General features: G+C 41.0%; 15 protein-coding genes and 1 pseudogene. 4 read left to right on the plus strand and 12 right to left on the minus strand.

Annotated elements, in window-relative coordinates:
• From OCK74_RS26740 to OCK74_RS26755, 4 genes are all read right to left on the minus strand, one after another.
• Positions 1 to 4,595: non-ribosomal peptide synthetase (locus OCK74_RS26740; RefSeq protein WP_279300185.1), on the minus strand; the 4,595-nt coding region annotated here is incomplete at its 3' end.
• A gap of 58 nt (positions 4,596 to 4,653) precedes the next feature.
• Positions 4,654 to 6,276 carry an MBL fold metallo-hydrolase gene (locus OCK74_RS26745; protein ID WP_279300186.1) on the minus strand — a complete coding sequence of 541 codons (1,623 nt, stop codon included), beginning with the start codon at positions 6,274 to 6,276 and terminating at the stop codon, positions 4,654 to 4,656.
• A complete protein-coding gene (locus OCK74_RS26750; RefSeq protein ID WP_279300187.1) occupies positions 6,273 to 6,998 on the minus strand; it encodes a thioesterase II family protein in 726 nt (241 codons plus the stop codon). The genes OCK74_RS26745 and OCK74_RS26750 overlap by 4 nt, the downstream gene beginning before the upstream one ends.
• 535 nt (positions 6,999 to 7,533) lie before the next feature.
• Positions 7,534 to 8,175: a 4'-phosphopantetheinyl transferase family protein gene (locus OCK74_RS26755; protein ID WP_279300188.1), complete on the minus strand. Its 642-nt coding sequence runs from the start codon at positions 8,173 to 8,175 to the stop codon at positions 7,534 to 7,536.
• A gap of 89 nt (positions 8,176 to 8,264) precedes the next feature.
• Here OCK74_RS26755 and OCK74_RS26760 point away from each other — a divergent pair, with 89 nt between their 5' ends.
• From OCK74_RS26760 to OCK74_RS26770, 3 genes are all read left to right on the plus strand, one after another.
• The gene (locus OCK74_RS26760; protein WP_279300189.1) at positions 8,265 to 8,855 is read left to right on the plus strand and encodes a DUF4126 domain-containing protein; all 591 of its coding nucleotides are present in this window, start codon (positions 8,265 to 8,267) and stop codon (positions 8,853 to 8,855) included.
• 134 nt (positions 8,856 to 8,989) lie between these two features.
• Entirely contained in the window at positions 8,990 to 9,598 is a 609-nt protein-coding gene (locus OCK74_RS26765; RefSeq protein ID WP_279300190.1) for a DJ-1/PfpI family protein, read from the plus strand.
• Positions 9,599 to 10,370: 772 nt separating this feature from the next.
• Positions 10,371 to 10,931 (plus strand): NADPH-dependent FMN reductase, encoded by a 561-nt coding sequence (locus tag OCK74_RS26770; RefSeq protein ID WP_279300191.1) that lies wholly within the window; start codon positions 10,371 to 10,373, stop codon positions 10,929 to 10,931.
• Between the two features lie 6 nt (positions 10,932 to 10,937).
• Here OCK74_RS26770 and OCK74_RS26775 read toward each other — a convergent pair whose 3' ends face one another.
• The 5 genes from OCK74_RS26775 to OCK74_RS26795 are packed head-to-tail and all read right to left on the minus strand — an operon-like array spanning position 10,938 to position 18,686.
• Positions 10,938 to 11,765 (minus strand): alpha/beta hydrolase, encoded by an 828-nt coding sequence (locus OCK74_RS26775; RefSeq protein WP_279300192.1) that lies wholly within the window; start codon positions 11,763 to 11,765, stop codon positions 10,938 to 10,940.
• Complete coding sequence (locus OCK74_RS26780) at positions 11,762 to 13,225, minus strand: sulfatase family protein (protein ID WP_279300193.1); 1,464 nt, start codon at positions 13,223 to 13,225, stop codon at positions 11,762 to 11,764. The genes OCK74_RS26775 and OCK74_RS26780 overlap by 4 nt, the downstream gene beginning before the upstream one ends.
• A 31-nt stretch (positions 13,226 to 13,256) precedes the next feature.
• Positions 13,257 to 14,429 (minus strand): glycoside hydrolase family 88 protein, encoded by a 1,173-nt coding sequence (locus OCK74_RS26785; RefSeq protein WP_279300194.1) that lies wholly within the window; start codon positions 14,427 to 14,429, stop codon positions 13,257 to 13,259.
• A gap of 23 nt (positions 14,430 to 14,452) precedes the next feature.
• A complete protein-coding gene (locus OCK74_RS26790) occupies positions 14,453 to 15,967 on the minus strand; it encodes a hypothetical protein (RefSeq protein WP_279300195.1) in 1,515 nt (504 codons plus the stop codon).
• Positions 15,968 to 16,001: 34 nt separating this feature from the next.
• Positions 16,002 to 18,686, minus strand: a complete 2,685-nt coding sequence (locus tag OCK74_RS26795; RefSeq protein ID WP_279300196.1) for a glycoside hydrolase family 2 TIM barrel-domain containing protein — start codon at positions 18,684 to 18,686, stop codon at positions 16,002 to 16,004.
• A gap of 241 nt (positions 18,687 to 18,927) precedes the next feature.
• Here OCK74_RS26795 and OCK74_RS26800 point away from each other — a divergent pair, with 241 nt between their 5' ends.
• Entirely contained in the window at positions 18,928 to 20,025 is a 1,098-nt protein-coding gene (locus tag OCK74_RS26800; protein WP_279300197.1) for a glycoside hydrolase family 18 protein, read from the plus strand.
• A 17-nt stretch (positions 20,026 to 20,042) separates the two neighbouring features.
• On the opposite strand, the gene OCK74_RS26805 is transcribed toward OCK74_RS26800, so the two are convergent.
• The 3 genes and pseudogenes from OCK74_RS26805 to OCK74_RS26815 all read right to left on the minus strand — a co-directional run.
• Positions 20,043 to 23,057, minus strand: coding sequence for a ligand-binding sensor domain-containing protein (locus OCK74_RS26805; protein ID WP_279300198.1), 3,015 nt, complete (start codon positions 23,055 to 23,057; stop codon positions 20,043 to 20,045).
• 101 nt (positions 23,058 to 23,158) lie between these two features.
• Positions 23,159 to 24,154 carry an ROK family protein gene (locus tag OCK74_RS26810; protein ID WP_279300199.1) on the minus strand — a complete coding sequence of 332 codons (996 nt, stop codon included), beginning with the start codon at positions 24,152 to 24,154 and terminating at the stop codon, positions 23,159 to 23,161.
• A 55-nt stretch (positions 24,155 to 24,209) separates the two neighbouring features.
• A pseudogene (locus OCK74_RS26815) lies at positions 24,210 to 24,757 on the minus strand (MFS transporter); the annotation flags it as partial.

The following is a 24,757-nucleotide window of genomic DNA, read 5'->3' on the forward strand; positions in this document are numbered from 1 at the left end:
GTGAGTTGCTCTTCTTCAAAGATTACTGCAATGTTATTAGGTGTTTGTAGTACCTGCTGTTCAAACAGGGAAACAATGTTTTCTTTAGGATAGTCTACTTCTGAAGCATTGAAGCCATGGAGCAGTTGTGCCTCCTCTTGCATTGAGAGCATATTGAGGCTGCCAATGCTTTGCTGGGGCTGCTGGACAATGGAATGCAGCAACGCTTTGAAGTGGGCCACCAACCGCTCGATGGTCTCTGATGTAAACAGGTCGGTTAAGTAGTTTACAGATCCTTGAAGCCCAAACCCTGTTTCCTTAATGTCTATCAGCATCTCAAACTTGGCAGTGTCATAGTTAACTTGCTCTTCTTCCAATACCAATTCTTTGAGTTGCCGGTGAGGTACTTCGGGCGTGTTCTGCAGTACCAGCATGACCTGGAACAAAGGACTGCGACTGAGATCCCTCTCCTTTACTACTGCATCCACCACCTTTTCAAAGGGCACCTCCTGGTGTTCATACGCCTCCAGGGTGGTTTGTTTGACCTGCTGTAATAACTCTGTAAAGGAGAGCTCACTTCTGAGTTCATCCCTGAGGGCCAGGGTGTTGACAAAAAAGCCGATGAGGCCTTCCACCTCCTGCTGCTGGCGACCAGCTATGGGAGTACCCACACAAATATCCTGCTGTCCACTGTATCGATACAACAGCACCTTGTAAGCAGCTAGCAAAGTCATGAACAGAGTCACTCCTTGTTGCTGAGAGAATTTTTTAAGTTTGTTTGAAACGGTTTGGTCTATACTGAAATTAACAAAGGTCCCATGGGTGCTTTGCACTGTTGGCCGACGGTAGTCCGTGGGGAGTTGCAAGGTTTCTGCACCTGTAAGTTTTTCTTTCCAGTAAGTGAGTTTGTGTTCCAGCACCTCTCCTTGCAAATAGTCCCTTTGCCAGAGGGCATAGTCTGCATACTGGATGGGAAGGGGGTTCAGCTGTGGCGCATGCCCCTGGCTGTAAGCACCATAAAGCTCTACCAGTTCCCTGACCAAAATAGAAGTAGACCAGCCATCAGAGGCTATGTGATGTAAAACAATTACCAGAACATGTTCTTGTACATCCAGCTGAATGAGCTGGGCTCTGAGCATATAATCACCTGAGAGATCAAAAGACGTATGGATTTGCTGTTGAATACAGGCACGTAAAGCTTCAGCGTCTTCCCTGTATTTTGAACCATCTACACAAACTAACTTCCATTTAGAAACCTCTTGAACAGATTGATAACTATGTCCATCTTCTTCCTTTATAACCGTTCTTAAGATCTCATGTCGTGAAATGAAGTCCCGGAAAGCAGACTCCAAAGCTTCTTTATTCAAAGTTCCTTTCCATCTAAATACGGTTGGTATGTGGTAATGAACACTGCCCTCCAACTGGTCAATGAACCATAAACGCTCCTGGGCAAAAGACAGGGGCAGGAGCTCCGGCCTAGGTTCTACGACCTTAATAGAGGGTAACAATAATTCCCTGCTCCCTGCCATAAGATGCCTGGCTAATAAAGCTATTGTAGGGTAGTCGAGAATGTCTTTAACTAAAAGTTCAATTTGTCGTTGCTTGCGTATGGCAGCAATTATTTGCATTGCCAGCAGAGAGTGCCCCCCCACTTCAAAGAAATTGTCATGGATACCGATAGGCTCTACTTTCAGCAGTTGCTGCCAGATCTGCACCAACTGCTCTTCCAAATCCGTACAGGGAGCTACATACACACTGATGTTTGTTACCTCTACATTGGGCAACGCTTTCCTGTCGATCTTACCATTATGGTTAAGCTGAATATTATCCAACTTCATCCACTGCAAAGGCACCATATATTCTGGTAACCTGCTCTTTAGGTATTCCAGCAGTTGTTCCGTATTGAAAGAATCATCAGCCACCACATAACCCACCAACCGTTTGTTGCCACTGCTGTCTTCTTTTGCCGCCACCACGCATTGGTTCATCATACCACTTTGCAGGACCACAGTTTCGATCTCCCCCAATTCAATGCGGTAACCGCGGATCTTGACCTGTTCATCTCTTCTGCCCAGGTATTCTATAGAGCCATCCACCAGCCATCTGCCCATATCCCCAGTACAGTATAGTCGCTCTCCTTCCTTGAAAGGATTTGCAATGAACTTCTCATGGGTTAATTCCTCGCGGTTCAAGTATCCCCGGGCCAGGCCTGCTCCTCCAATGCAAATCTCTCCGGTGCTCCCTATTGGCACCATATCCTGATCCTCATTCAGAATATAAACCTTTGTATTTCCAATAGGTTTTCCTATCAGTACTGTAGTTTGCTGTCCCATAGCCTGAGGGCAGAGATACTCCACTGAAGTCACGGTAGTTTCCGTTGGGCCATACTCATTATAGAACTGAACGTATGGCGTCCAGGCATTTGCCAGATGAACCGGGCAAGATTCGCCTCCTGCAATCACTCTTTTTAATGCACCATGTTTACCGGCTCTTATTGTTAGTAAATAACTGGGAGTAGCATGAAGATGAGTGACCTTTTCCTTTAGCATAAGCTCGATCAAACCTTCTGTACGAGCCAACAATTCCTTAGGCACCAACACTAATTTGGCCCCATTACACAAGGCCAGGAAGGTTTGTTCTACAGAGGCATCGAACGCATAATTGGAAAACTGAAGTATGTTTTCATCCGCATGTATGCCAAATTCCTTTGTTTGGTTAACTATCAAACTCAACACACTACGGTGTTCAATCAGCACGCCTTTGGGCCTTCCGGTGGAACCGGAGGTGTAGATCACATAAGCCAGGTGAGATGGCTGCAGATTCCTTTGCAGATTGGTTATGGGAAGTTGGTCGATCATATCCCGCAGTTCATCCAAGCAGATAAACTCCTGTTCTACGTCGAGAAACTTTGCTTTAGTGTTTTGACTACCTATCACTAAAAATGCTTCTGTATCCTGCAGCATGAATTGAATTCTCTCTAAAGGATAATCGGGGTCAATGGGCACATAAGCGGCTCCTGCTTTCAGAATCCCTAGGATACCTACCAGCAAGTTCATACTTCGATCTATGCAAAGAGGCACCAGGGTTTCTTCAATCACTCCTTTGCCTCTGAGGTATTGGGCAAGGTGATTAGCCCTTTCATTCAGTTCCTGATAAGTGAGTTGCTGCTCTTCAAAGACTACAGCTATGTTGTGTGGTGTCTTTTTTACCTGTTGTTCAAACAAATCAATGACGGTCTTGTCTTTTGGATAATCAACTTCAGTGTCATTGAATCCTGAGATCAATTGCTGTTCGTAAAAAGGTAAGACATCAATACATTCAATATTTCTGTGGAAATTATCAGGAAACTGTTCTAAAATATAAATAATACGCTGCGCAAGAAACTTTAATTCATTTTCAGAAAAATACTCATTTAAAGAATATAATTGAAGTTGCATGGGTTGCTTATTACCATAGTCCATCCAACATATTTGCAAAGGATTTCTTTCAAATTCATTTACAATACGCAATATGGTAGCCTGCAATCCATCTCCAAAGAATAATTCTAAATTTAATGGTTGATAATTAATAAATATCTCACATAAATACTCCTCGGAAGAGTTGATTTTAAGATGTCTGCTTAAGTCTCCAATTAAATAGTTCTGATGGCGGTAATCTCTTCTTTGAGTATTTGTAATGTTTAAAAGTAAATCAGATAATTTATCTTCTTTTTGATAAGCACATTTGAATGGAAGGATACCAGTGAAAGTTCCAACAATATTACGAAGTCGTTTTGAGCCTCTCTTATGTACAGGAGTTCCAAAAACAAATTCCGATTGATTTGAAGTTTTACCAAAATAAATTATTAATGCTGCAATTGTCAGCTGTTGTAAGCTTGCATGAGCAGTCAATTGAAGATCTTCGAGGAACTTTTTTTGTTGGTCATCTAAATCAAAATGAAAGGTTGCACTCTTCTTACCATAATCAGTTTCATAGCCATTTTTTTTTTGCAATATTTTTTGCGGCTTCTGGGTAATCCATTCTTTCCAATAATTCCCATCTAATTCAAACTCGGCAGAATTAAAATATTTGGAAGCATTTAGTATTTCATCTGAATAGGCCGGATATTCAAACTGAATGTTATCGCCATCTATTAAGGATCTATATTTCTTTGCGATATAATTGATCCAAACAATGAATCCATATCCATCAATTATCAAATGATGGTATCTAAAGAAAAGCCAATATTCATCAGAAGCTATTTTAATTAATACATGTTCGAAAAGCAGACTATCCTGTTGTATCTTAAATGGAATACTGAAACGGTTTTGCATCCAACACCGGGCTTCCTCTCCAGCGTTTTCCCGATCACTAAAATCCATTTCCGCCAGCTCTAATTTCTCATATTCCTGATCGAAATAACAATGCGGATCTGCGCCTGCAACATCAAATCGCATTTTGAAAGCATCAAATACTTTTGGAGATGAATTGACCGCATCAATAAACTTCCCTTTATGTAAAGGGCCCTTTAATTTTATATATAGTCCAATGTTATAATGAGGACTATTAATATTTATTAGTTGATCTACACAAATGTCATTCTGGGCTGGGTGTAATGGAAAGGGTGTTTTTTGCATGAGCATCTCCACTTAAGATAATTCAAAATAGTCTGCGTTCCCAATTATGGCTCTATGATCAGGCAAATTCAACAACGTTTGCCTGCTTTTCATATAGGAGTTCTTTTTCACCATACAAGCGTTCAGCAATCATTCCTTTTTCCTCACAAATCTTTATGAGCTTATTTGACTGAACAATTGGATTGGATTCATCCGTATATTTTATACTACTGATAAATTCAACCCAGGGTTCCTGCCCCATTGCATATACATACAACTCTTTGGGCTTAAAAATATTTACCAAGGAGGCTCCCTTTGCACAATCTGAACCAGCTAATCTTCTGCTACCATCCATATCTCTTGCCAACTTCTTTGTCAATAATGGTCCATATAGCCAGGTGAGCGGAGCTCCGTCGCACTCCATACCAATGAACAGAACATCCACATTGCCAACTTTTTTATGGATATGTTCGTAAAGTTCTGGCTCCATAATTCTGGAATCTGCAAGGAAGATCAATTTAAATTCTCCGATCTTAACAAAATAGCAAGACTTGGTAATAATATTTAAATCACTATGCTCTCCAATAAATGGCAAACCTGTAATGATTGCATCAACAAAACGGACAGTTTCCATTTCGTCAATTGAAATAACATTATTGAAACCAATATTAGTAAACATCAGTTTTAAATCCGGATCTTCGAGTTTGCCACTATTGGTCCGTGGAACAATAAGGTTCTTTATCTTATGCCTTAATGGCAATAATGTTTCAAATAAAATGTGGTCTTGGTGGTTATGCGTTATCAATACATAATCAATAACGTCAGGAAGATCTACATCAGAAAAGTGCTGTACATCCGAATGGTATCCATAATAACTTATCAATGGATCTACCAGGATACTAATATCTTTTGTCTCAACAAGAATACAGGCATGGCCGAAATAGCGCATTCGTATTTTATCCCCTGTATACCTTTTGTAAGGCGGTGGAGGTGTTTCAGTAAAAAATGTTTCAAAAAGAGCTTCATCCGATTCTTCTATTCCCAATATTGATTTGATGTAGCCAAGTGTTTGGGGTGCTCTTTTCATTCTTGCTAAAGCATCAATTCCCTGGTGATCAAAAGGAATGTCCAGGTGAAGAACGTCGGGTTGCTCCAAACGAGGAGTGCTCAGACAGAATGGACGTTCATCGTTATTAGTTACCCATAAAGCAATGCTTTGAGCATTTTTGTTATAATACTCACTATTATATAAAAGTGATTCGAAAAAGCGGAAGCCTGGATTGTTTTGACGGTCATAATACAGTTCCACATACCCTTTAAGTATATCGGGCACTTTTTCGTAGAGCGGTTCCAGGCCATATCCCTTAGCTTCATTCGCTAACATTGTATCGAGGTCTTTCACAGCTTTAGCAAACTGAAGCACTTTCTCCTGTTTCTGAAGCGTTCTCTGTTTCAACGCTTTTACTTCCTCGACTCTACTACCGCCAAGGTCCATAAAGGGGCCTCCACGCATCTTGGGATTCAAAACCGCTTCTGCATGAATGGCAGGTGCGGCCAGATATGAGTCTATAATTGTTAAATGCCTACCCAGAATATTCATTGCTGCAGTTGCTGGTGAAACCAAGTGGCTCCAGGCATACCATTGGTCAACTAATGGTTCAAGTACAACATTAGGTTTTAGATACACGTTTTTATCATTCATAATTGATATGATTGGGTATGAACAAATAGCTTTTTGGAGATAATTTCTATGATTTCATTAGGATAGTTAAATATGAAAAAGTGTTTACCTGGCATGCGTTTAAAAGAAACAACTGATTTAGTTACCTTTTGCCATAATTGTATATCTGAAATTTCCATATCTTCTTCAGATCCAGTAATCACTGTAATAGGGATATTCAATGGCTCATCCTCTTCGTGCATATAATTTTCAGTAGCCTTAAAATCAGCCCGAAGAATTGGTTCGAAATATGCCAGTAATTCCTCGTTGGTTAAAACTTCATCCGGCATACCATCAAACTCTTTCAATTCATTGATAAACTCATTTTTAGGAAGTAAATGTTTCTTCTTTTCCGTTCTAGATAACGAGGCGGGACCTGTAGTACCAGTTATAAAGAGGTGTAAAGGGGCTTTGTGGTTGTTTTCGATTATTTTCTTTGTCAATAGATAGGCTAATAACCCTCCCATGCTATGACCATATATGGCATAGTTATTTTGATCTACATGATTGCAGAACTGTTGATATAGATCGTCTGTTAATATATCAATATCAGATATTAAAGGTTCTTTTATCCTGGTGCCTCTTCCCGGATATTCAAGTGATTTGATATTCAGGAAGGAGGGAGCTCTTTTTATATATTCATGATAACAGTATTTGTTACCCCCTGCATATGGCAAACAAAAAAGATTTAGTGTTGATTTCATTAAGGTATTTTTTGATTGTCTTAATTCATAAACCTTGTTTACAATTCTCACTTTAGAATGATTTCTTAATAACAGAACTTTCCCACGCATAGTTCAAAACAATGGCTGCATCATGCAATTGCTCACATGATTCTTGTTGACCTATGTGCATAGATCCTCACTAGAAAAAATTCTAATGAACAATTAAACAAAACTTAATCCAACCTTGCAATAAGATTTACGTTCATAGGGGTAATCAAGACTTAACAGAAAAGATGCACAAAGAATAATCTACAGTGCTTTTTTGATTGGTTCTTAAGAATAATGAAAGAAGGTTTATAGGGATCGAATTTAAAACTTGACGTTAAAATACATAAAAAATCAAATTAAAAAAATTTTTTAGGCACTTTTTTTCAGTCTTCAATAAACGTAAAAATAATTTAATTCATATTATCAATCATGAATATACAATTTTTATTAAATTTTCATGTACTGAATTTTCGCCCTATAGAATGTTGAAAAATTGATCAAGTTCAGTTCTACTTCAAGAATGATCTCAGTGAAAATAGACTTCATTTAAAGATATACCTTGCAATGAAATGTCTGCAGATAAGTAAGCAGTATACCGGTGATCAAGTTGTAACTCGTGGAGATACCAGGTCTTATCTTGCCACAATATTTTTTTATTGCTGATTGAAATTTTATTTAATGGGATATGGAGCCCTGTACCAATTCCCTTTAAAAATGCCTCTTTCTGGGTCCATAGAACGTAGAATGCGCGAAGACTATTTTCAGCCTGTAAGATCTCGTCTAATTCCCTTTCAGAAAACTGGTCTTCAAAACCTGCAATAGGAATTTCCCTGATCTCTTCAACATCGATCCCTATTTTATTAGTCTTACTAATTGCACATATGGTATATGCCCCGGAATGAGAAATATTGAAGTCGATATGGTCGTCAAAATAAGGTCTTTTAAACTGCGTGAACTTCAAATTGCTTAAGGAATAAGAGGTGTTAAGCCCCAAAGATTTCAATCCTTCAATTAAAAGCGCTTTTCCTATTAAGCTTCGTTGCCTGTCCTGCCAGTTTCTATATTTTAGAATTTGTCCTTGGATAAAAGGTGGAAGTTGCTGCAATAGTTTGTTGAAAGTATCGGTGCCTAATCTCTCAGAAGTGACATTATAGTAAACATAGGTCATTTATATTCATTTCCTCTTAAATATAAATATTTCAAGTAAGTTTCATGGACAAAACCTAACTTTTACTAACAACTGATCAATAAAAAGTTATGGATACAAATATGCTGACCCAAATTGCCATGGGCATAGCGTTAAGTGCCTGTGCAGGCTTCAGGGTATTTTTGCCCATGCTGACTGCGGCCCTTGCAACACAGTTGGGGTGGATCCATTTACCGTCTGACATGCATTGGCTAGGAAGTTGGGCAGCCATCATATGTTTCGGTACAGCCGCCATTTTGGAGGTCATAGCCTATTATATACCTTTTGTAGATAACCTGCTAGATACAATAGCCACTCCCCTATCTGTAGCGGCAGGTACTATGCTTGCTTTTTCTATTTTACCAGTTGGCGAGCAAGAACCACTGATCAGGTGGGGCTTGGCTTTATTAGCCGGAGGATCTGCAGCCGGCACTATCCAATTAGGTACTGGAATTTTACGTCTATTGAGCAGCAAAACTACCGCAGGCACAGGTAATGCCATTGTAGCCACCACAGAAAATGCAGCCGCCGCCTCGGGCTCTGTACTTAGCTTATTTATCCCGGTAATCATGGCTGTATTGTTGCTCTTTTTGATCGTATGGATATTGGTCAAGTTGTTTTCAAAAGTTTCCAGCATCAGCAGGAAAAAAGGTAGTATTTAGCGTTTAAAAGGTGGAAAGTTCAAAACAATTATAGTTAACTTTAGAAGCAAATCTTCTCTTGTAACAATATTCCATTAAAGCCAGCTCTATGATCAACTTTATTTGACTTATCTCAACACCTAAAACAATACATTATGGCAAAAAAGATCCTTATGCTTGTTGGCGACTTCGTTGAAGATTACGAAGTCATGGTTCCATTTCAGGCACTACAAATTGCAGGACACGAGGTAGATGCAGTTTGCCCTGAGAAAAAAACAGGAGACAAAGTCAGAACTGCCATTCATGACTTTGAAGGCGACCAGACCTATTCAGAAAAACGAGGCCATGATTTTGCCCTAAACGCGACATTTGCTGATGTCAAACCGGAAAACTATGATGCACTGGTTGTACCTGGTGGCCGTGCTCCGGAATACATCCGTTTAAATGAACGCCTGCTTGGCATAGTGCGTCACTTTGCAGAAGAAAATAAACCAATAGCAGCACTCTGCCATGGTGCCCAGGTATTGGCGGCAGCCGGCGTATTAAAAGGGAGAAGAGTATCTGCTTATCCTGCAGTTGGTCCTGAAGTGACTGCGGCTGGTGGCAAGTTTGTATCCATTGGATTTGACGAAGCCCTGACAGATGGGAACATGGTAACAGGGCCGGCCTGGACTGCCCATGTGCCTTGGATCAAACAATTCCTTTCTGTTTTAGGAACAGTAATCATGGAACAGGAAAAAACTGAAGACCAGCTGGTCTTGTAAGTATTATTGTTTAATGAATGCTTTTTAAATGAAATACACTAACCCATAATTCATGGTATCTACCAAAGGAGGCAACCAGGTTATTGGCTGCCTCTTTTCTTTCAGAACCTGGATTTGGGGAATTAGGGAGGGGGCAAAATCTGTTTCGTGCACTAAGTATACTTGAAGTATGCTTGATGTGTGCTTCAGGTATGCTTGAACTATACACCAGGGATACGGTTGGAATACTCTAGCCCTACTTTAGGTATACTTATGGTATACTTAAGGTATACTGAAGCAACGAAGGATTAATGATGCCGGAGCGGACAAAACAGGACAAAAGCGGTCATTTGCGGTCAGAGTGGACAGGCGGTTGATGTTTGGAATTGGAAGATCAGTAGCTTAGTTTTCAGAATGAGATCACTATTGAATTGTTGATTTATTTTTCTGGATTTTATAATATAATTGAAACATTAAATAATATAATCATGAAAATCATAACGGCATTTTTGCCCATTTTGCTCTGTTGGATTCTTTTGAATTCGGGGTGCGGTAATTCAAGCTCAGATAAAAAGACGGAGAGCAGTGACACCACGATTAACAAGGATACAGTAAAAGTAGATCCGGAAAATTTTTCTGAACCACACTAAAGAACTAATATAGCCAAACCCTTCAGGATGTCCTGAATGCCTTGCGTAAATGGAGATACCGATAATCACCTAATGTTACGAACTTTGCCAATCAATAATAATTTTGAGATCGTGAAGATTTAAGAAGAATAAATTTGTATTTGATGAAGATTTTACTATTTAACGGCTCTTCTGATAAAGGTAATGAGTCGACTTCTATACATATTATCAACTATCTTATTGAAAGACTGAGTACTTCGGGACATGCTCTTACTTTATTTAATTTAGGAGATGCACATATACCTTTCCTGGACATGAAAGCTAAGGATATCCCACCTTCTGTATTAAAAATGGCGGATTTGTTCAGGGAGGCTGATGTTCATATATGGCTTTCTCCCTTGTATCATGGAGGTATTCCTGGTGCTATGAAGAATTGCCTGGACTGGTTAGAAATCACGAGTAAGGCTCCGCAACCTTACCTGACAGGAAAAATTGTAGGCCTTGTTTGCTGGGCCGGAGGTTTACATGCCATGCAGGGCATCAATAATATGGATGCTATTGCAAAGGCTTTACGTGCATGGGTGCTGCCCTATACACTGCCCATCTCCAGGAGCGATCTGTTTGAAACCGGCACCAATAAAATTGCAGCCATTTACCAATCACGCCTTGATATCATGGTAGATTCCATTGACGCTATTGAAGTGGATAGTCACATAAAAGTATAGGAGCATTTACTCTTTTTTTAATAGCTCCTTTCTAATTGCAGTAACCTCCTTCAGTAACAAGGGAAACGCAGGCAAAGCCATGCCACCGTGGTCAAAGCCTTGAAGTTCGTAAAGCGTAGTGCGTTGATGACCGGCCAATTTCATCATGCGCCACAGGTATGCATTTTCCTCATAGCGGCCGAGTAATTCCATTTCACGGTCACCAGTGATCAGCAACATGGGCGGAGCATCTGCCCGCACATGATAAAGGGGTGCATAGGAATCAATAATAGGTTGTACGTCTTTGACACCCCTCTCCTTCCTGACGGTGAAATGAGTGATCGCCTGTCCGCTAAAAGGAATCAGTGCTGCTATGCGGTTAGCGTCGATTCCATATTTACCTAAGTACTTTTTATCCAACGTGATCATCATTCCCAGGTAGCCGCCTGCCGAATGACCAGAAACAAAAATCTGTTGATTGCTTCCTCCATAACTATCAATATTTTGAAATACCCAGGCAACAGCTGCAGCAGCATCTTCAATATATGCAGGAGCAGTTACTTTTGGCGAAAGCCGGTAGCCAACACCAATCACTGCATAACCTTTATCCGTTAACTCTTTTGGAATTTCCTTATGCCCGCCGGTAATTCCGCCACCATGAAACCAGACAATGGTCGCAAAGTTTTTAGTGCCTTTTGGATAGTAAATATCCAAAGTGCATTGCTTCGCTATGTACGTGTCTTTTTTAGTTAGGGAGTCCGCATAATAAGTAATATCTTTTTCAGTTACATATGATTGTTGGGCCTGTACATAAATTGTACTTACCAACAACAGCAGGAGCATCAATTTTTTCATTCAAGAAAGATATTGAAAACGGTAGAATTAACAACAGCAGCAGGTCGTCTGTTTTTGCCTTGCCTGTTTGTCAGTTGATCACCTAAATCTTCCCTTGCCTGTTCGGCTATACCCATCAGTTTTTGCACCATTTCAGGGTAAAGATGCTGCACATCGTAAGTCTCGGATGGATCATGTGCCAGGTCGTAAAGGGCGAGCGGAAAATCCTTTTTCGAAACCGGATTTCCTTTACCACCGATACCTTTTGCACCCAAATATGTAACGGATTTATGCGGCAGGACCAATTTCCAGTTTTTGAACCTTATCGCCTGGAGACTGTTTTGCTCAAAATAATAATAGAATACTTCTCTCGGACCTCTGGTATTCTTATTGGTTATGGATGGGAGGAAATTAAGACCATCGATCGGCTTTTTGGGTAACGATGCGCCTGCAGCGGCTGCAATGGTAGGCAAGAGATCCATATTGGTCATCAAATCGCTATAGGTTCTACCTGCCTCAATCTTTCCAGGCCAGCGCATGAAGAGCGGTACACGAGTACCTCCTTCAAATGTCGAATTCTTTCCTTCCCTAAACCCTCCGGGAGAGCCTGCATGATCGCCATAATTGAGCCAGGGACCATTATCACTGGTAACAATCAATAGTGTGTTATTAGAAAGGTTTTCGTGGTCTAAAGCTTTCAATATTTCTCCTATAGACCAATCGAGCTCCATCATCACATCACCGAAAGGCCCCAATTCACTTTTTCCCCTGAATTTTTCTGAAGGTGCCAGGGGAACATGAGGCATTGGTTGTGCCAGGTAAAGGAAAAAGGGAGTTCTTTTATTTTCTTTGATGAAGGAAACGGCCTTGTCAGTAAACAACCGGGTCAGCCCTTGCTGCTGCCGGAATGATTTGATGGTATCAATGACCTTATCACCGTCGAGAAGCACTAACTCAGGCCAGGTAAACCTAATATCCTTAGGATCAGTAATCAAATTCCCCTGGTGATCCCTGGGCCAAATATCATGCGACCAGGGAAGTCCTAAAAAACTATCAAATCCATAATGGAGGGGAAGATAAGGGGCTTTATCCCCCAGGTGCCATTTCCCAACCATGGCTGTTTTATACCCTGCTTTTTTCAGGATTGAAGCAATTGTCTCCTCCTCAGGGTTCAGGGCGATTTTTGAGCCGGGCAGCAAGGCGCCAGAAATGCCAATTCGGTTAGGGTAACATCCTGTCATCAGCGCTGACCTGGATGCCGAACAAACCGGCTGAGCTGCATTAAAATGGGTCATGCGCGTACCCTCACTGGCCAGGCGATTAAAGCTGGGCATCGGTATGCCAGTCATGCCGAAGGGCTCAATATCTCCATAGCCCATATCATCAAAATATACAATGATCACGTTAGGCGCTTTAGGTCTTTGGGCATTAGTTATACCAACTATCCACAAAAGGAATAAAGCAGAAAAGAATATTCTCATACGCTAGTTTATAATAGATAGGAATAGGTGATCATTTACCACTTCTCAGTAATGCTTCCAAATAATAATAATCAGCATAATTGATTGGAACATCTACTTCGCTATTCGCTGGTTTATGCCCTGTACTGTGCAACAAAATAAATCCAGAATGATCGCCAGGCTTTGAACGGTAATGATTCGTCAGGCTTTCAAGCATCTTACCTGCAATTTTCTTATACCGCGCACCCTGGCTGCTATACTGACTGAGTTCGAATAAAGCAGAAGCAATAATAGCTGCTGCAGATGCATCCCTGGGCACAGCAGGTATGGAGCGGTCATTAAAATCCCAGTAAGGAACTCCGTCCTTTGGCAAAGCCGCATTATTTAAAATAAAAGAAGCAATGCTGTCAGCTTGTTGTAAATACCTTTTGTCTTTGGTTTCCCAGTAACACATCGTAAAACCATATAACCCCCAGGCCTGCCCTCTTGCCCAGGCCGATTCATCAGCATAGCCCTGGAATGTCATTTTTCTTCTTGCCTCACCAGTCAGCGTATCGTAATCCACAACATGATAAGAACTGAAGTTCTGTCTGAAATGATTTTTTAAAGTAGTGTTGGCATGATGAACAGCTACTTGATAATACAGAGAATCACCTGATAAGCGGGTGGCAGCAAAGAGCAATTCCAGGTTCATCATATTGTCGACAATCACCGGAAACTGCCACTGGTCACGCCGGAAATCCCATGACCGGATTGCCCCTATTTTGGAATTGTACCTGGCGACCAATGTCTTTGCAGATTGAATGATCACATCCTTATAATGAGGATTATTGGTCAGGCGGTATCCATTTCCGAAGCTACAATAGATTTTAAACCCTACATCATGCGAGTCACCATTCCATTGTTCCTTCTCCAGGAGTGCTGTAAACTTTTCGGCATCTTGTTTCCAATGTCCATTGCCAGTATGTTGATAGAGCATCCATAAAATACCAGGGAAAAACCCGCTGGTCCAATCACCAGATTTCACCATTTTAAGGCTGCCTTCTTCAATTGTTCTTGGCGTTACCAATTCGGGTTTTGTGTCCCTGATCATTGAAATATGCTCCAACATCAGATCAGACTGCTTTACTGCATCACTCCAGACCTTTGAACGGTTTATTTTTTGTGCGCCTGCTTCAAAACAGCCAATCGTAAACAATGCAAACAAGATCACTTTTACTTTCATGTCGTCTTTGATTATAGTTGTACTTATTTTTTATTTTTTACCTGTAGCAGGTATAAGGATGATGGTTCTAAGCCCGTTTTATTGGTTCCTTCCCACTCGCCTGTTGGTCTGTCCGGCAATCTCCCTCCATATGGTGTTCCTTTCAATCCAAACACATAGTTATTACCAGACACCCAGGGATTTTGCACAACGGCTTTGGAGGCAGTACAATTCCAGATCACCTGGTTCACACCTGCCCATCCATGGCCAGTACCCCAGTTTCCACGGTCCTGAACATTGATCTCTCCATCGGTAATAATGTTGTCGTACAGGGTACCAACAGCCCACCGATGATGGGGGCCGATGTCAGCCTTTGCTTTCTCTGTTCTACAGTTATAAAACACATTGGGTCCGCAGACCTTTGCACCCGTCACATAGTCGTGACGGCCTTCAGAAGCGAAGCAATTCATGAACAGGTTCAATTGACCATCATTGTTAAAAGAATACCGGCGACCGCCCGTTATGATTGACTTAGGAGTAAGTGATTGGCAATTGAAAACGGTGATGTTTTTACTTTGGCTACCCAAGCTAACACAAGCATAACCAAAATGTTTTGATGTCACGTTGCGTACCCAACCATTCTCAGCCTGATTCATAAAGACCGCAATCCATCCATGGTCTTCGTCTTCATTATTAGCGTATTCAGACTCACAAGATAAATCCTCAACTGCCACATTGCTGATCCGGCCATTAAAATGATATTTATATATGGCACCTCCACCATATTGTTCTTCCATAGCCATGACCACAGGATTGTCAATGGTTACCTGGCTGCCTTTAATTGAGGTAATAATGCGCTCAAAGTGCAAATCGTATTCCTGTGGCTGCCATTGTCTGGTAGTAGTATCACTGCTTACAATCTGATCCATTTTCAGATCATGAATCCAATTCTTTGTCCCGGGTCTGAAAACAACAATAGAGTCGCCCACCTTAAACCCATTTGCTGATTCTATAGAGAAAGTGCGAGCACCAACAGGCACGTAGGCATCAACGATCTTTTTCCTAGTGCCAACTTTTTCATTGATACTACCTTTGCCTGTGATGGCAATCAAGTTTCGTTGTCCTTTGCCTGTTGCTATCAAATGAGTAGCCATACCTTCTCCACGCAAGACGATGCCACGGGCTTTAACGTGTAACGTACCTGGAATTTTATATACTCCCTGTTTTAACAAGATCGCACCCCTGAAACCATTTTTACCGACGGGCAATTCAGAGACTTCATCAATTGCGGCCTGCATCATAGGACCATCATCATTGGAACCCGAAGGCACTATTGTTTTTACAACAGCAACAGCCGGTACCAAGCGGGCGCCCTGGTAATAACCTACCCTGCTAAAGTCAGGTATTATATTTCCTTTTTCATCAGCAATATAATGAAGTGAGCTATCCTTATTCATCCGAATCCACTTAGACTGCCAGCCTTCCTGTGCCAAAGTATATTGGCATGCCAGGTAGCATAATATAGTTAAAATACATTTTGTCGAATATTGATTAGCCATTGCCTTTAACTTTTTTAATATAACTATTCATGGATTAATAGATTCTTTTTACTTGTAAGGCATTCAATACAGGTTCTCCTTTTACGGCATTGAACCTAATGATGATTCCGCTTTGATCCCTAACCGAAACCTTCACTTTTTTTGCCACTGCCCGTGCTACACCATACTGTTTGGCAAGGTTCAAGTTGTCCATCACCATTACATCATTTACCAATACATGGAAAATGCGCTCATCACTATTTTCGGTTGCTTCGTTTTGAGTAAGATTGTAAACCAATGGTTTCATCTGTGCGCCCTGTAATTCTGCAAAATGCAGTGTGACCTCATATTCCCCATAAGGAACATCAAGCCGGTACTGTTGTATACCAATTTGCTGCGTTTGATATACCGGATCATTATCGGTACCTAAAATGTTCTTTTCTGTTCCATACGGCAACCTGTTGTTACCTGCCATCTTAAAAGGTTTTCCGCCTACACAGCCCCAACTTCCTGGTTGGTAAGTTTGATCGGGTATCCAAGTCTGCTGTTTTTCTTCATCAATAAAATACCTGGTAGCCCCCAACAGGATATTGATACCAGTAAACGGCAAACTCTTATCTTTCAAATTCCAGGGCAGTAACTTGAAATCAAGATCTGCCCTGTCCGAGCACCTCATCCCGTCCTGAACACCCTGTACTTCCAGGATGTTTACGCCATTTTGAAAAGGCACGAGACATGAACACAATCCATTGACAACTTTCTGAGCTGAAATAAAAATGCCGTTCAACATAAAGATCACGGAATCCATATTGCTGGCAACCTGAACCGGTTGTTTACATACTAAGGCGGTACTATCCGATATGCCTGTTCGCAGTTTCCAATCGCCTGAAGTTATTTTTATAAAGGGTTGCTTTGCCAGTTTTGCCTGGTAAAAATAATAGGGGTCCTTAGCCTTTCTATCCCAGGTCAAAAGGCCTTTGTTGTTAATGTGCGGCATGGACTCCTCCCTGCCTTCTGAATTGAAGTCAGCAAGATTCCAAACAATGGCACCAGCTACAAATGGACGCTTATTGATCGCTTCCAGATAGAATTGGTGAAAGTCAGTGGCATATTCAACACTTTTATCAAACTTTACAGGATTGAAACTTCTAATCCGGGGATCTGCATCTGCCCCATACTCTGAAATCAGAAAAGGACAACCGGGCAAAGATTGATGATGTTTATCCAAAAAGCTGCTGAAATCTGCCAGTTGTCCGCCGTACCATCCCTGGTAAAGATTCCAGCCAATTATACCAGGTACGCTTGTAAGTCCTGTTTTATTATAGCGATCGAAATCGCCATGGTTAGCTATCATGGTAAACCTGAATGGATCTTCCTTCCTGGAAATGCTGTCAAGATCTTTAGCTAATTGCAGAATATTGCGATAATACAACACCTGCCTCTCATTATCATCATTGAAACGAGGTCTTAACAGGATTTCGTTCATATAACACCACAACACAATAGAAGGATGATTATAATTCTGCCGCACCATTTCCACCAGCATTTGTTGGCAATTGCGGTAAAAAGAGTCTGATTCTGTAATCTCATTGACGACAGGAATTTCTACAGATGTTAAAATACCCAATTGATCACAGGCTTCCAGTATGGAAGGATCCTGGGGATAATGGGCGATCCTCAAAAAGTTGCCTCCCATTTTTTTCAAAAGAGCCAAGTCGTTCCAGGCCATTTCATCCGGTAAAGCATTGCCTTTTTGTTTAAAATCCTGGTGACGGGATGCGCCCACTAATTTATAGGGGTGACCATTCAAGAGGAATCCTTTATCCGCATCAAATTGAAACCAGCGGAAGCCTAAAGGGTTTGTAACTTCATCCAGTTGCTCACCAGAAGCGGCATCACTTATGGTGGTCACAACAGAATACAAGTAGGGATCTTCCGGTGACCATAATTTGGGATTACCAATTGATTTGATATCCTGTTCAAATGAATGATCACCAGTAAGTACTGTCAATTTAGAAATTACCTGAGCTATTTTATTTCTATGCTTGTCAAACACCTGAGTGGAGACTTTCAAATTTTTTTTGGAAGCGGTAGCATTTGTTACTGAGCCCTTGATATGTATAGCAGCGTTTTTTTCATTCACAGAAGGCGTGGAAATAAGAACGCCCTGAACTGCACCTCCCGTAATAGAAAAATGAACAGGATCAACAGCCATCAAATAAACATCCCTGTACATACCACCATAAAAGGTAAAATCAGCTGATAGCGGAGGAATATTGGGATTGTGGCTATTATCAAGCTTTACAACAATTTCGTTTAAGTTTTCTTTTCCATCAAATAATAAAAACTTGCTGACTGGAATGCAAAAACCAGTATAACCGCCAATATGTTCACCTGCCTTGTTCCCATTGATGAAAACTTCCGTGACCTGATTTGCACCTTCAAAATAGAGGAACACCTGTTTGTTTTTTAAATGGTCACTTACCGCCATTTTCTTCCTGTACCAGCCAATGCCACGGTAATAACCCGCGACATCATCCATCACTTCATCCGCATTCCAGGTATGCGGCAGATTGACGACTTGCCATTTTACCGCAGATGATTTCCAACTACCGGAAATAGAAAATGAATCCCTTGTAAACTGCCAGGCATCGTTTACACTAATCATGGTGCGAACGCCTTGCTGGCTCCAGGAAGCAACCGAATAAAATAAACAATAAAAAAGGATGAAGTATTTCACAGGAAAAATATGTTTAACCAGATGGGTGCAAAATTGCCATTCCTGTACTCCCAATCCCAAAAAAGCACTACGTCAAAAACACTACACCACTAAAATTAAACATTGAATTTCAGACACTTACAACACAAACATCGATCGCTCATTACGTCAATCCACATAAAATGAGCACTTCATTCAGTATATTCATATAAGCCATTACCGAATATTGATCAACCATTATTCACTTCATAAACATCCCTTTATGCAATACATCTTAATCGTGTTCCTGTGCTTCATTATATCCTTTTTTCAATTGCCAGGTAAGCCTGTGGTCATTGGATACGTAGCAGGCTATAATGGAATTATTAATACCAGTGAAATTGATATTTCAAAACTGACACATATAAATTATGCTTTCGTAGACATCAAAGACAAGAAGGCATGGCTTCATAATGAAAATACAGATACGATTAATTTCAGGCAATTGAACCTGCTGAAACAGAAAAATCCTTTACTGAAAATTCTCATTTCCATAGGAGGATGGTCCTGGAGCAAAAACTTTTCAGATGCTGTTTTATCCGACAGTTCACGCCAGGTTTTTGCAGCCAGTGCTGTTCACATTATTCAACAATATGATCTTGACGGGATTGACATTGACTGGGAATACCCTAACATGAAAGGAGATGGAAATATTTTCAGGCCTGAGGACAAGCAAAATTATACACTGATGTTTAAGGAAATAAGGCGTCAATTGGATAATACCGAAAAGAAAACACGTAAGAAATACCTGCTTACCACTGCTGTAGGTGGCTTTCCAACTTTTATTGACAATACAGATATGCAGCATGCCGCACAATATTTAGATTACATCAATTTGATGACCTACGATTACAGTTGGGGTGTTGCAGGCCACCATACCAATCTATACCCTTCCATTTCCTATGAAAATGAAAATTCAACGCAAAAAGCAGTAAACATTTTTACAGCAGCTGGTGTTCCCCGGCACAGGCTGGTAATTGGAATAGCTTTTTATGGAAGAAGCTGTATTGTTAACGACAGTGCGGCCCATGGCCTGCATCAAAAAGCTATTGCATCTGCGAATGGTTCAGATTATGGACATATTAAAGACAGCCTGGTCAATCAAAATGGGTTTGTGCGTTATTGGGACGAAAAGGCCAAAGCTCCTTACCTATTCAATCAATCAAATAAGCAATTCATCTCTTACGACGATGAACAATCAGTAACTGAAAAATGCAAATTTGTAAAAGAACAGAAGTTGGGTGGAGTCATGTTCTGGGAATATTCTTGTGATCCCAAGGGATACCTGCTCAAAACCATTCATCAACAATTGATTGAATAGGAAGTCTCATTCATCTCTTAATTGGTCACACTGATTAAAAAGTCAAACAAATTTGTTTCATTAGATAATCCAAGCTTTTTACGGAGCCGGTAACGGCTTGTTTCAACACCCCGGACAGAAATATTCATTAACTGGGCAATTTCTTTTGTAGAAATGCTTAAGCGCAGGTAAGCTGCCAACTTAAGTTCTGAAGCTGTAAGATCGGGATATTGCTCTTTTAATTTTTTAAGATAGTTGGTGTGCACATTGTCAAAATGAATGGCAAACTGTTCCCATTCATGATCATGGTCCAGTTCTTTATCAATCGTTTTAATGATTTTTTGAAACTCCTTTGAACTTTTTTCAGTTCCTGGTGTTTCTTTATATTGAACCAGATCAGCTTTTAATTTGGAAAGCATCTCCATTTTCCGAACTAAGTTCATAGCTGAAGAAGCAAGCTCTGAATTTTTATGATCTACTTCAGATTGCAGTTTTTCATTCCTTAGAGCAATTATTTCCTTTTCATTTTTTTCAACTTCTAACTGGTGTAAAAACTGTAACTGCTTTTGTTCTTCTTCAAGGTTCTTTTGTTCAATTTCAGCCTGCAGCTTTGCATTCTTCAACCGGATGATTTCCTTTTCGTTTTGCTCCATTTCCAGTTGGTGCTGATATTGCAATTGTTTCTGTTCTTCATCATATTTCCGTTGCTGTTCCAACAATTTTAATTCTTGCAGCTTTTTATATTTAAACTGCTGGCGTTTATAGAAAAGATAAAGCAGGCTAAATAAGAGTAGAGCATAAATAGTGTAAGCCCACCAGGATTGATACCAAGGTGGCAATATGGTAAACGAATAAGCAGTAATCACTGATTCATTCGTTTCATTGTTCCTGCACTTGACCTTGAAAATATAATTACCTGCGGGCAGGTTAGTATAATCTTTTTCCGTTCTATCGGACCAGGCACTCCATCCTTTATCAAACCCGGATAAATAATAACTGTACTCTATGTGATGCCGCTGACCATAAAATGGAGTAGAGAATTCAAAATGCAAAGAATTTCCCTGATACCTTATTCCTGGCGAAGCTAAGGAAGAACCATAACCTCCAAAGATCAATCCATTCTTTAAGGTGGGAGATTGAATTTTCCTGATCAGGACTTGCAGTTGTTGCTTGTTTTTCTGGTATGCCGCATAATTGATATGAAAAAAACCTTTTTCTGCCCCCACTATAATATTATTACTATCGATCACATTGATATGCTCATATCCACCACTTACTATTTTATCATTGAGTTCAGAAATAAAGACAGGCTTTGGAACGCCGGTAGAGCGATCAACAATACCTATTTTCTTGTCGCTGCAAAACCAAATATTACCATATTTATCCTGCGTCAGGTAACTAACAGTTATATTTTCAAATATTTTCGCCAGCCATGTTGCAGGTACAAAATCCCTGGAAGTTCTATCGAATTCAAAAATGCCCTTATCAGAAGTAAGGATAATTTTACCATTTATTCTGAAAATCTTATTATGGTTAGAAGATAAAACTCCTTTTTTATCCAGGTATACTTTGGCTACAGGGGCATGATAATCGTGAGCATTAACAATATATAAACCTTTATAAGGATGTGCTGCCAGGATGTTGTCATCATCAATTACGAACAATCTTGCAGACTCAAAATCTGAATGAATGCTAGGATTTAAGAAGACGCCATCTTTACATTCATAAAACCTGACACCATTGTATGTACCGGCAACAATTACGGGAGAAGGAGCTTGTTTGTATAACGGCTGAAAAAACCAAAAACCGGTTTTATTATCTAATACTGTAGCATTGTTGTCATCTATGAGAAATGCGCCCCTGTTGTGCCCCATCAGCAGGCGCCCATTTACTTCTGACAATCCCCAAACCTGCCCTTTGGAATTCTCAACAAATGAGAAACTCCCTTTGACATTACTAATATCCTTGTTTTCATAGTCCAGGTCTATTTTGTACAACCCGGTGGATACCCCCATGTATAAATGGTTATCATGGATAATTGAAGTGTAACCGGCATTTCTTTCATCATTATCAGGATAAATATTCTTAATGGCGTTGCTATAGCTAATCAGATCGATACCATTATCCAGGCCAAGCCAAAGATTTTTGTCTTGATCCAAAAACACACTTAGAATATTGTTATTCTGAATGCCTTCCTGCTTAGAAAAACGTTGAATGATCTCACCTTTTTTATTAATAATGAAGCAGCCGGCAAGATTAGTGATAACCGCTATTTTATCCGGGGCTATTAAACATGCACCCATTGGATTTTTATCGGTTATTGTGGCTAATCCAGGCCACTCCAATTTTGTAACTGTATCATGTTTTAATAAATAGAATCCATGTTGTTCAGTGGGTAATAGTATACTGTCCTGGCCAATAGCAATAGCTGCCCTAATCTGAGTTCGCCGAGGCAGCTCACCAAGTTTTATAAACGGCTTCCATTTACCATTTTGATATGTGACCAAACCACTGTTATATTCATATGCCAGTAAACGCGAGCAAGCTGTTCCTAAAAAATTCCAGTTTATACTATGGTGAACAATTAGTTTGTGATGATCATACTCGATGATTTGCTTATTAGAGCGAAAGAAAACTTTGTCTTGAAATAAAATCACATTCCATACATCTGCAAAATCATGATCCTTTTCCGGAAGCATCCTAGTCAAAGAAGTATATGTAAGCTCCCCTTTTTTATCAGGAAAAAAATAGCCAAACTCTGCCTGCCCACCGACATAAACACGTCCGTCCGGAGCAATTGAGACCGAACGGACGATCGTTTTATTAGGAAGTTCGTAGGTTCGCCAAAAAGCTCCGTCAAAACTGAGCAGACCATAATTATTGGCAAAATACATTATCCCGTTCTTGTCCTGGGCAATGTTCCAGTTTTGGCTCCCTGCTTTAAAAAGTTCTTTAGGATAATTAATGATGTTGGGAACACCTATGGTGTTTTGTGCATTGAGTTGAGCCCCGAATAAAAAACAAAAAAATAATAAACAAGCAAACTTTGGCATCAGCAGTCAGAGTTACATGATAAGTAGTATGAATTGAAATAATATGAATTGACAAATATATGTTGAGTTTACTGATGATCACACTGCTTCTGATCATCATTTTACATGAGAAAAGCACTTTTTTCCAAAAGCGTCTCTTCTTTCCTCTCCCACACCAGGGCGCTGGCACCCAGGATGGCCGCATCAGCTTCCTTGAGCTCGCTAAAGAGCAGTTTCACTTTATTTTGGAAGATGGGCAGCAGGTTGCGTTCCATATGCTTACGTGTTGGGCGCATCAGCAGGTCTCCGGCTTTGATCACTCCACCAAACAGGATGATGGCTTCCGGGGATGAAAACATCACAAAATTGGATAGCGCTTCACCCAGGATCTCCCCTGTATAGTCAAATACTTTCTGAGCCAGTTCATCACCCTGAAGGACGCATTCGCAGATCAGCTTTGAAGTGATCTCCTCTTCTTTGAAGTTTCTAAGTAAAGTGGGTCCTACCCAGGTGTCCAAAAGCACCTTGGCCGTCAGTGCAATACCAGTGGCAGAAACGTAGGCCTCTAAAGAACCATCCATGCCAGTTGACCAGTGCTTTCGGCCCCTGCGTGCAATGGTGTGCCCAAGTTCCCCCGCAAAGCCATCATGGCCATATACCATTTGTCCGCCGCATACAATGCCACTGCCGACCCCGGTACCTAGGGTAAGTACAATAAAGTCCTTCATGCCTCTTGCTGCCCCATACATCATTTCGCCCATGGCTGCAGCATTGGCATCATTGGTGAGGGAACAGGGAAGGCCAAACCTGTCAGTTATCATTTGGGCCAAGTGCACCACGCCACGCCAAGGCAAGTTAGGAGCATACTCCACTGTACCTGAATAGTAATTGCCATTTGGGGCGCCCACGCCAATGCCCCGGATGTTTTCCATGCCTACTTTTTCCATAGCAGGCAACAGGGCTTTATATAAGGCTTCTACAAAAGATTCAGCTGAGAAATACATGCCTGTAGGCAGGACGTTGCCCGTGCCCACAATAGCTCCCCGATGGTTTACAATCCCGGATTTGGTGGTGGTACCACCAATATCAACGCCGATGGCAAATGGCTTACTATTCATCATATTTTCTATAAAGTTGATTGAATTAATTTGGTTCTATTTGTAAGGTCTTGGTTTAATGCCCGCCAGCTGCTGGCACATCATAATCGATACCTTTTCTTTTCAAAATGGCCTTGGCCCTGAGGGCATAGAAGGCCAGGTAGGCAAAACAGGCCACCCCCACCAGGTAAGACATCTGAATGCCCAGATAAGCATCCGAGGCCAAATACCCCTGCACCAGGCTTACCACACCGCCCCCCATGATCATCATGATCAGAAAAGAGGCCCCCTCATTGGTGTGCCGGCCCAACCCCGCAATGGCCAAAGTAAAGATGCAGGGCCACAGAGTGGAGCAAAACAGCCCCACCGAAATGAAGGCATACACACTCACCATCCCCTCCGAAAGCATGCCGATCAAAAGAGCGGTAATGCCCAGCAGGGAAAAGAGCAGCAGCTGCCTAGCCGGGTTGCCCTTACTCAAAAGGTCCCCTATAATGAGGGCCAGGATCACGCCTGCATAGAGGTAAAAAGGCGTGATGTCATGGGAGGCCAGCTTGTTGATCAACAGGAACACCCCAAAGGCCAAATAAGGCATCACAAACCTTAGGATGGATTGCAGGGACC

It is taken from the genome of Paraflavisolibacter caeni (assembly GCF_025628885.1).
In the GTDB taxonomy this organism is placed as follows: domain Bacteria; phylum Bacteroidota; class Bacteroidia; order Chitinophagales; family Chitinophagaceae; genus Flavisolibacter; species Flavisolibacter caeni.

Bases quoted from the DNA above. Each gene is read 5' to 3' on its own strand.
- OCK74_RS26750 (WP_279300187.1), bottom strand. From the start codon at position 6,998: ATGAAATCAACACTAAATCTTTTTTGTTTGCCATATGCAGGGGGTAAC.
- OCK74_RS26810 (WP_279300199.1), bottom strand. From the start codon at position 24,154: ATGAATAGTAAGCCATTTGCCATCGGCGTTGATATTGGTGGTACCACC.
- OCK74_RS26755 (WP_279300188.1), bottom strand. From the start codon at position 8,175: ATGACCTATGTTTACTATAATGTCACTTCTGAGAGATTAGGCACCGAT.
- OCK74_RS26805 (WP_279300198.1), bottom strand. From the start codon at position 23,057: ATGCCAAAGTTTGCTTGTTTATTATTTTTTTGTTTTTTATTCGGGGCT.
- OCK74_RS26800 (WP_279300197.1), top strand. From the start codon at position 18,928: ATGCAATACATCTTAATCGTGTTCCTGTGCTTCATTATATCCTTTTTT.
- OCK74_RS26790 (WP_279300195.1), bottom strand. From the start codon at position 15,967: ATGGCTAATCAATATTCGACAAAATGTATTTTAACTATATTATGCTAC.
- OCK74_RS26780 (WP_279300193.1), bottom strand. From the start codon at position 13,225: ATGAGAATATTCTTTTCTGCTTTATTCCTTTTGTGGATAGTTGGTATA.
- OCK74_RS26745 (WP_279300186.1), bottom strand. From the start codon at position 6,276: ATGAATGATAAAAACGTGTATCTAAAACCTAATGTTGTACTTGAACCA.
- OCK74_RS26785 (WP_279300194.1), bottom strand. From the start codon at position 14,429: ATGAAAGTAAAAGTGATCTTGTTTGCATTGTTTACGATTGGCTGTTTT.
- OCK74_RS26770 (WP_279300191.1), top strand. From the start codon at position 10,371: ATGAAGATTTTACTATTTAACGGCTCTTCTGATAAAGGTAATGAGTCG.
- OCK74_RS26760 (WP_279300189.1), top strand. From the start codon at position 8,265: ATGGATACAAATATGCTGACCCAAATTGCCATGGGCATAGCGTTAAGT.
- OCK74_RS26765 (WP_279300190.1), top strand. From the start codon at position 8,990: ATGGCAAAAAAGATCCTTATGCTTGTTGGCGACTTCGTTGAAGATTAC.
- OCK74_RS26775 (WP_279300192.1), bottom strand. From the start codon at position 11,765: ATGAAAAAATTGATGCTCCTGCTGTTGTTGGTAAGTACAATTTATGTA.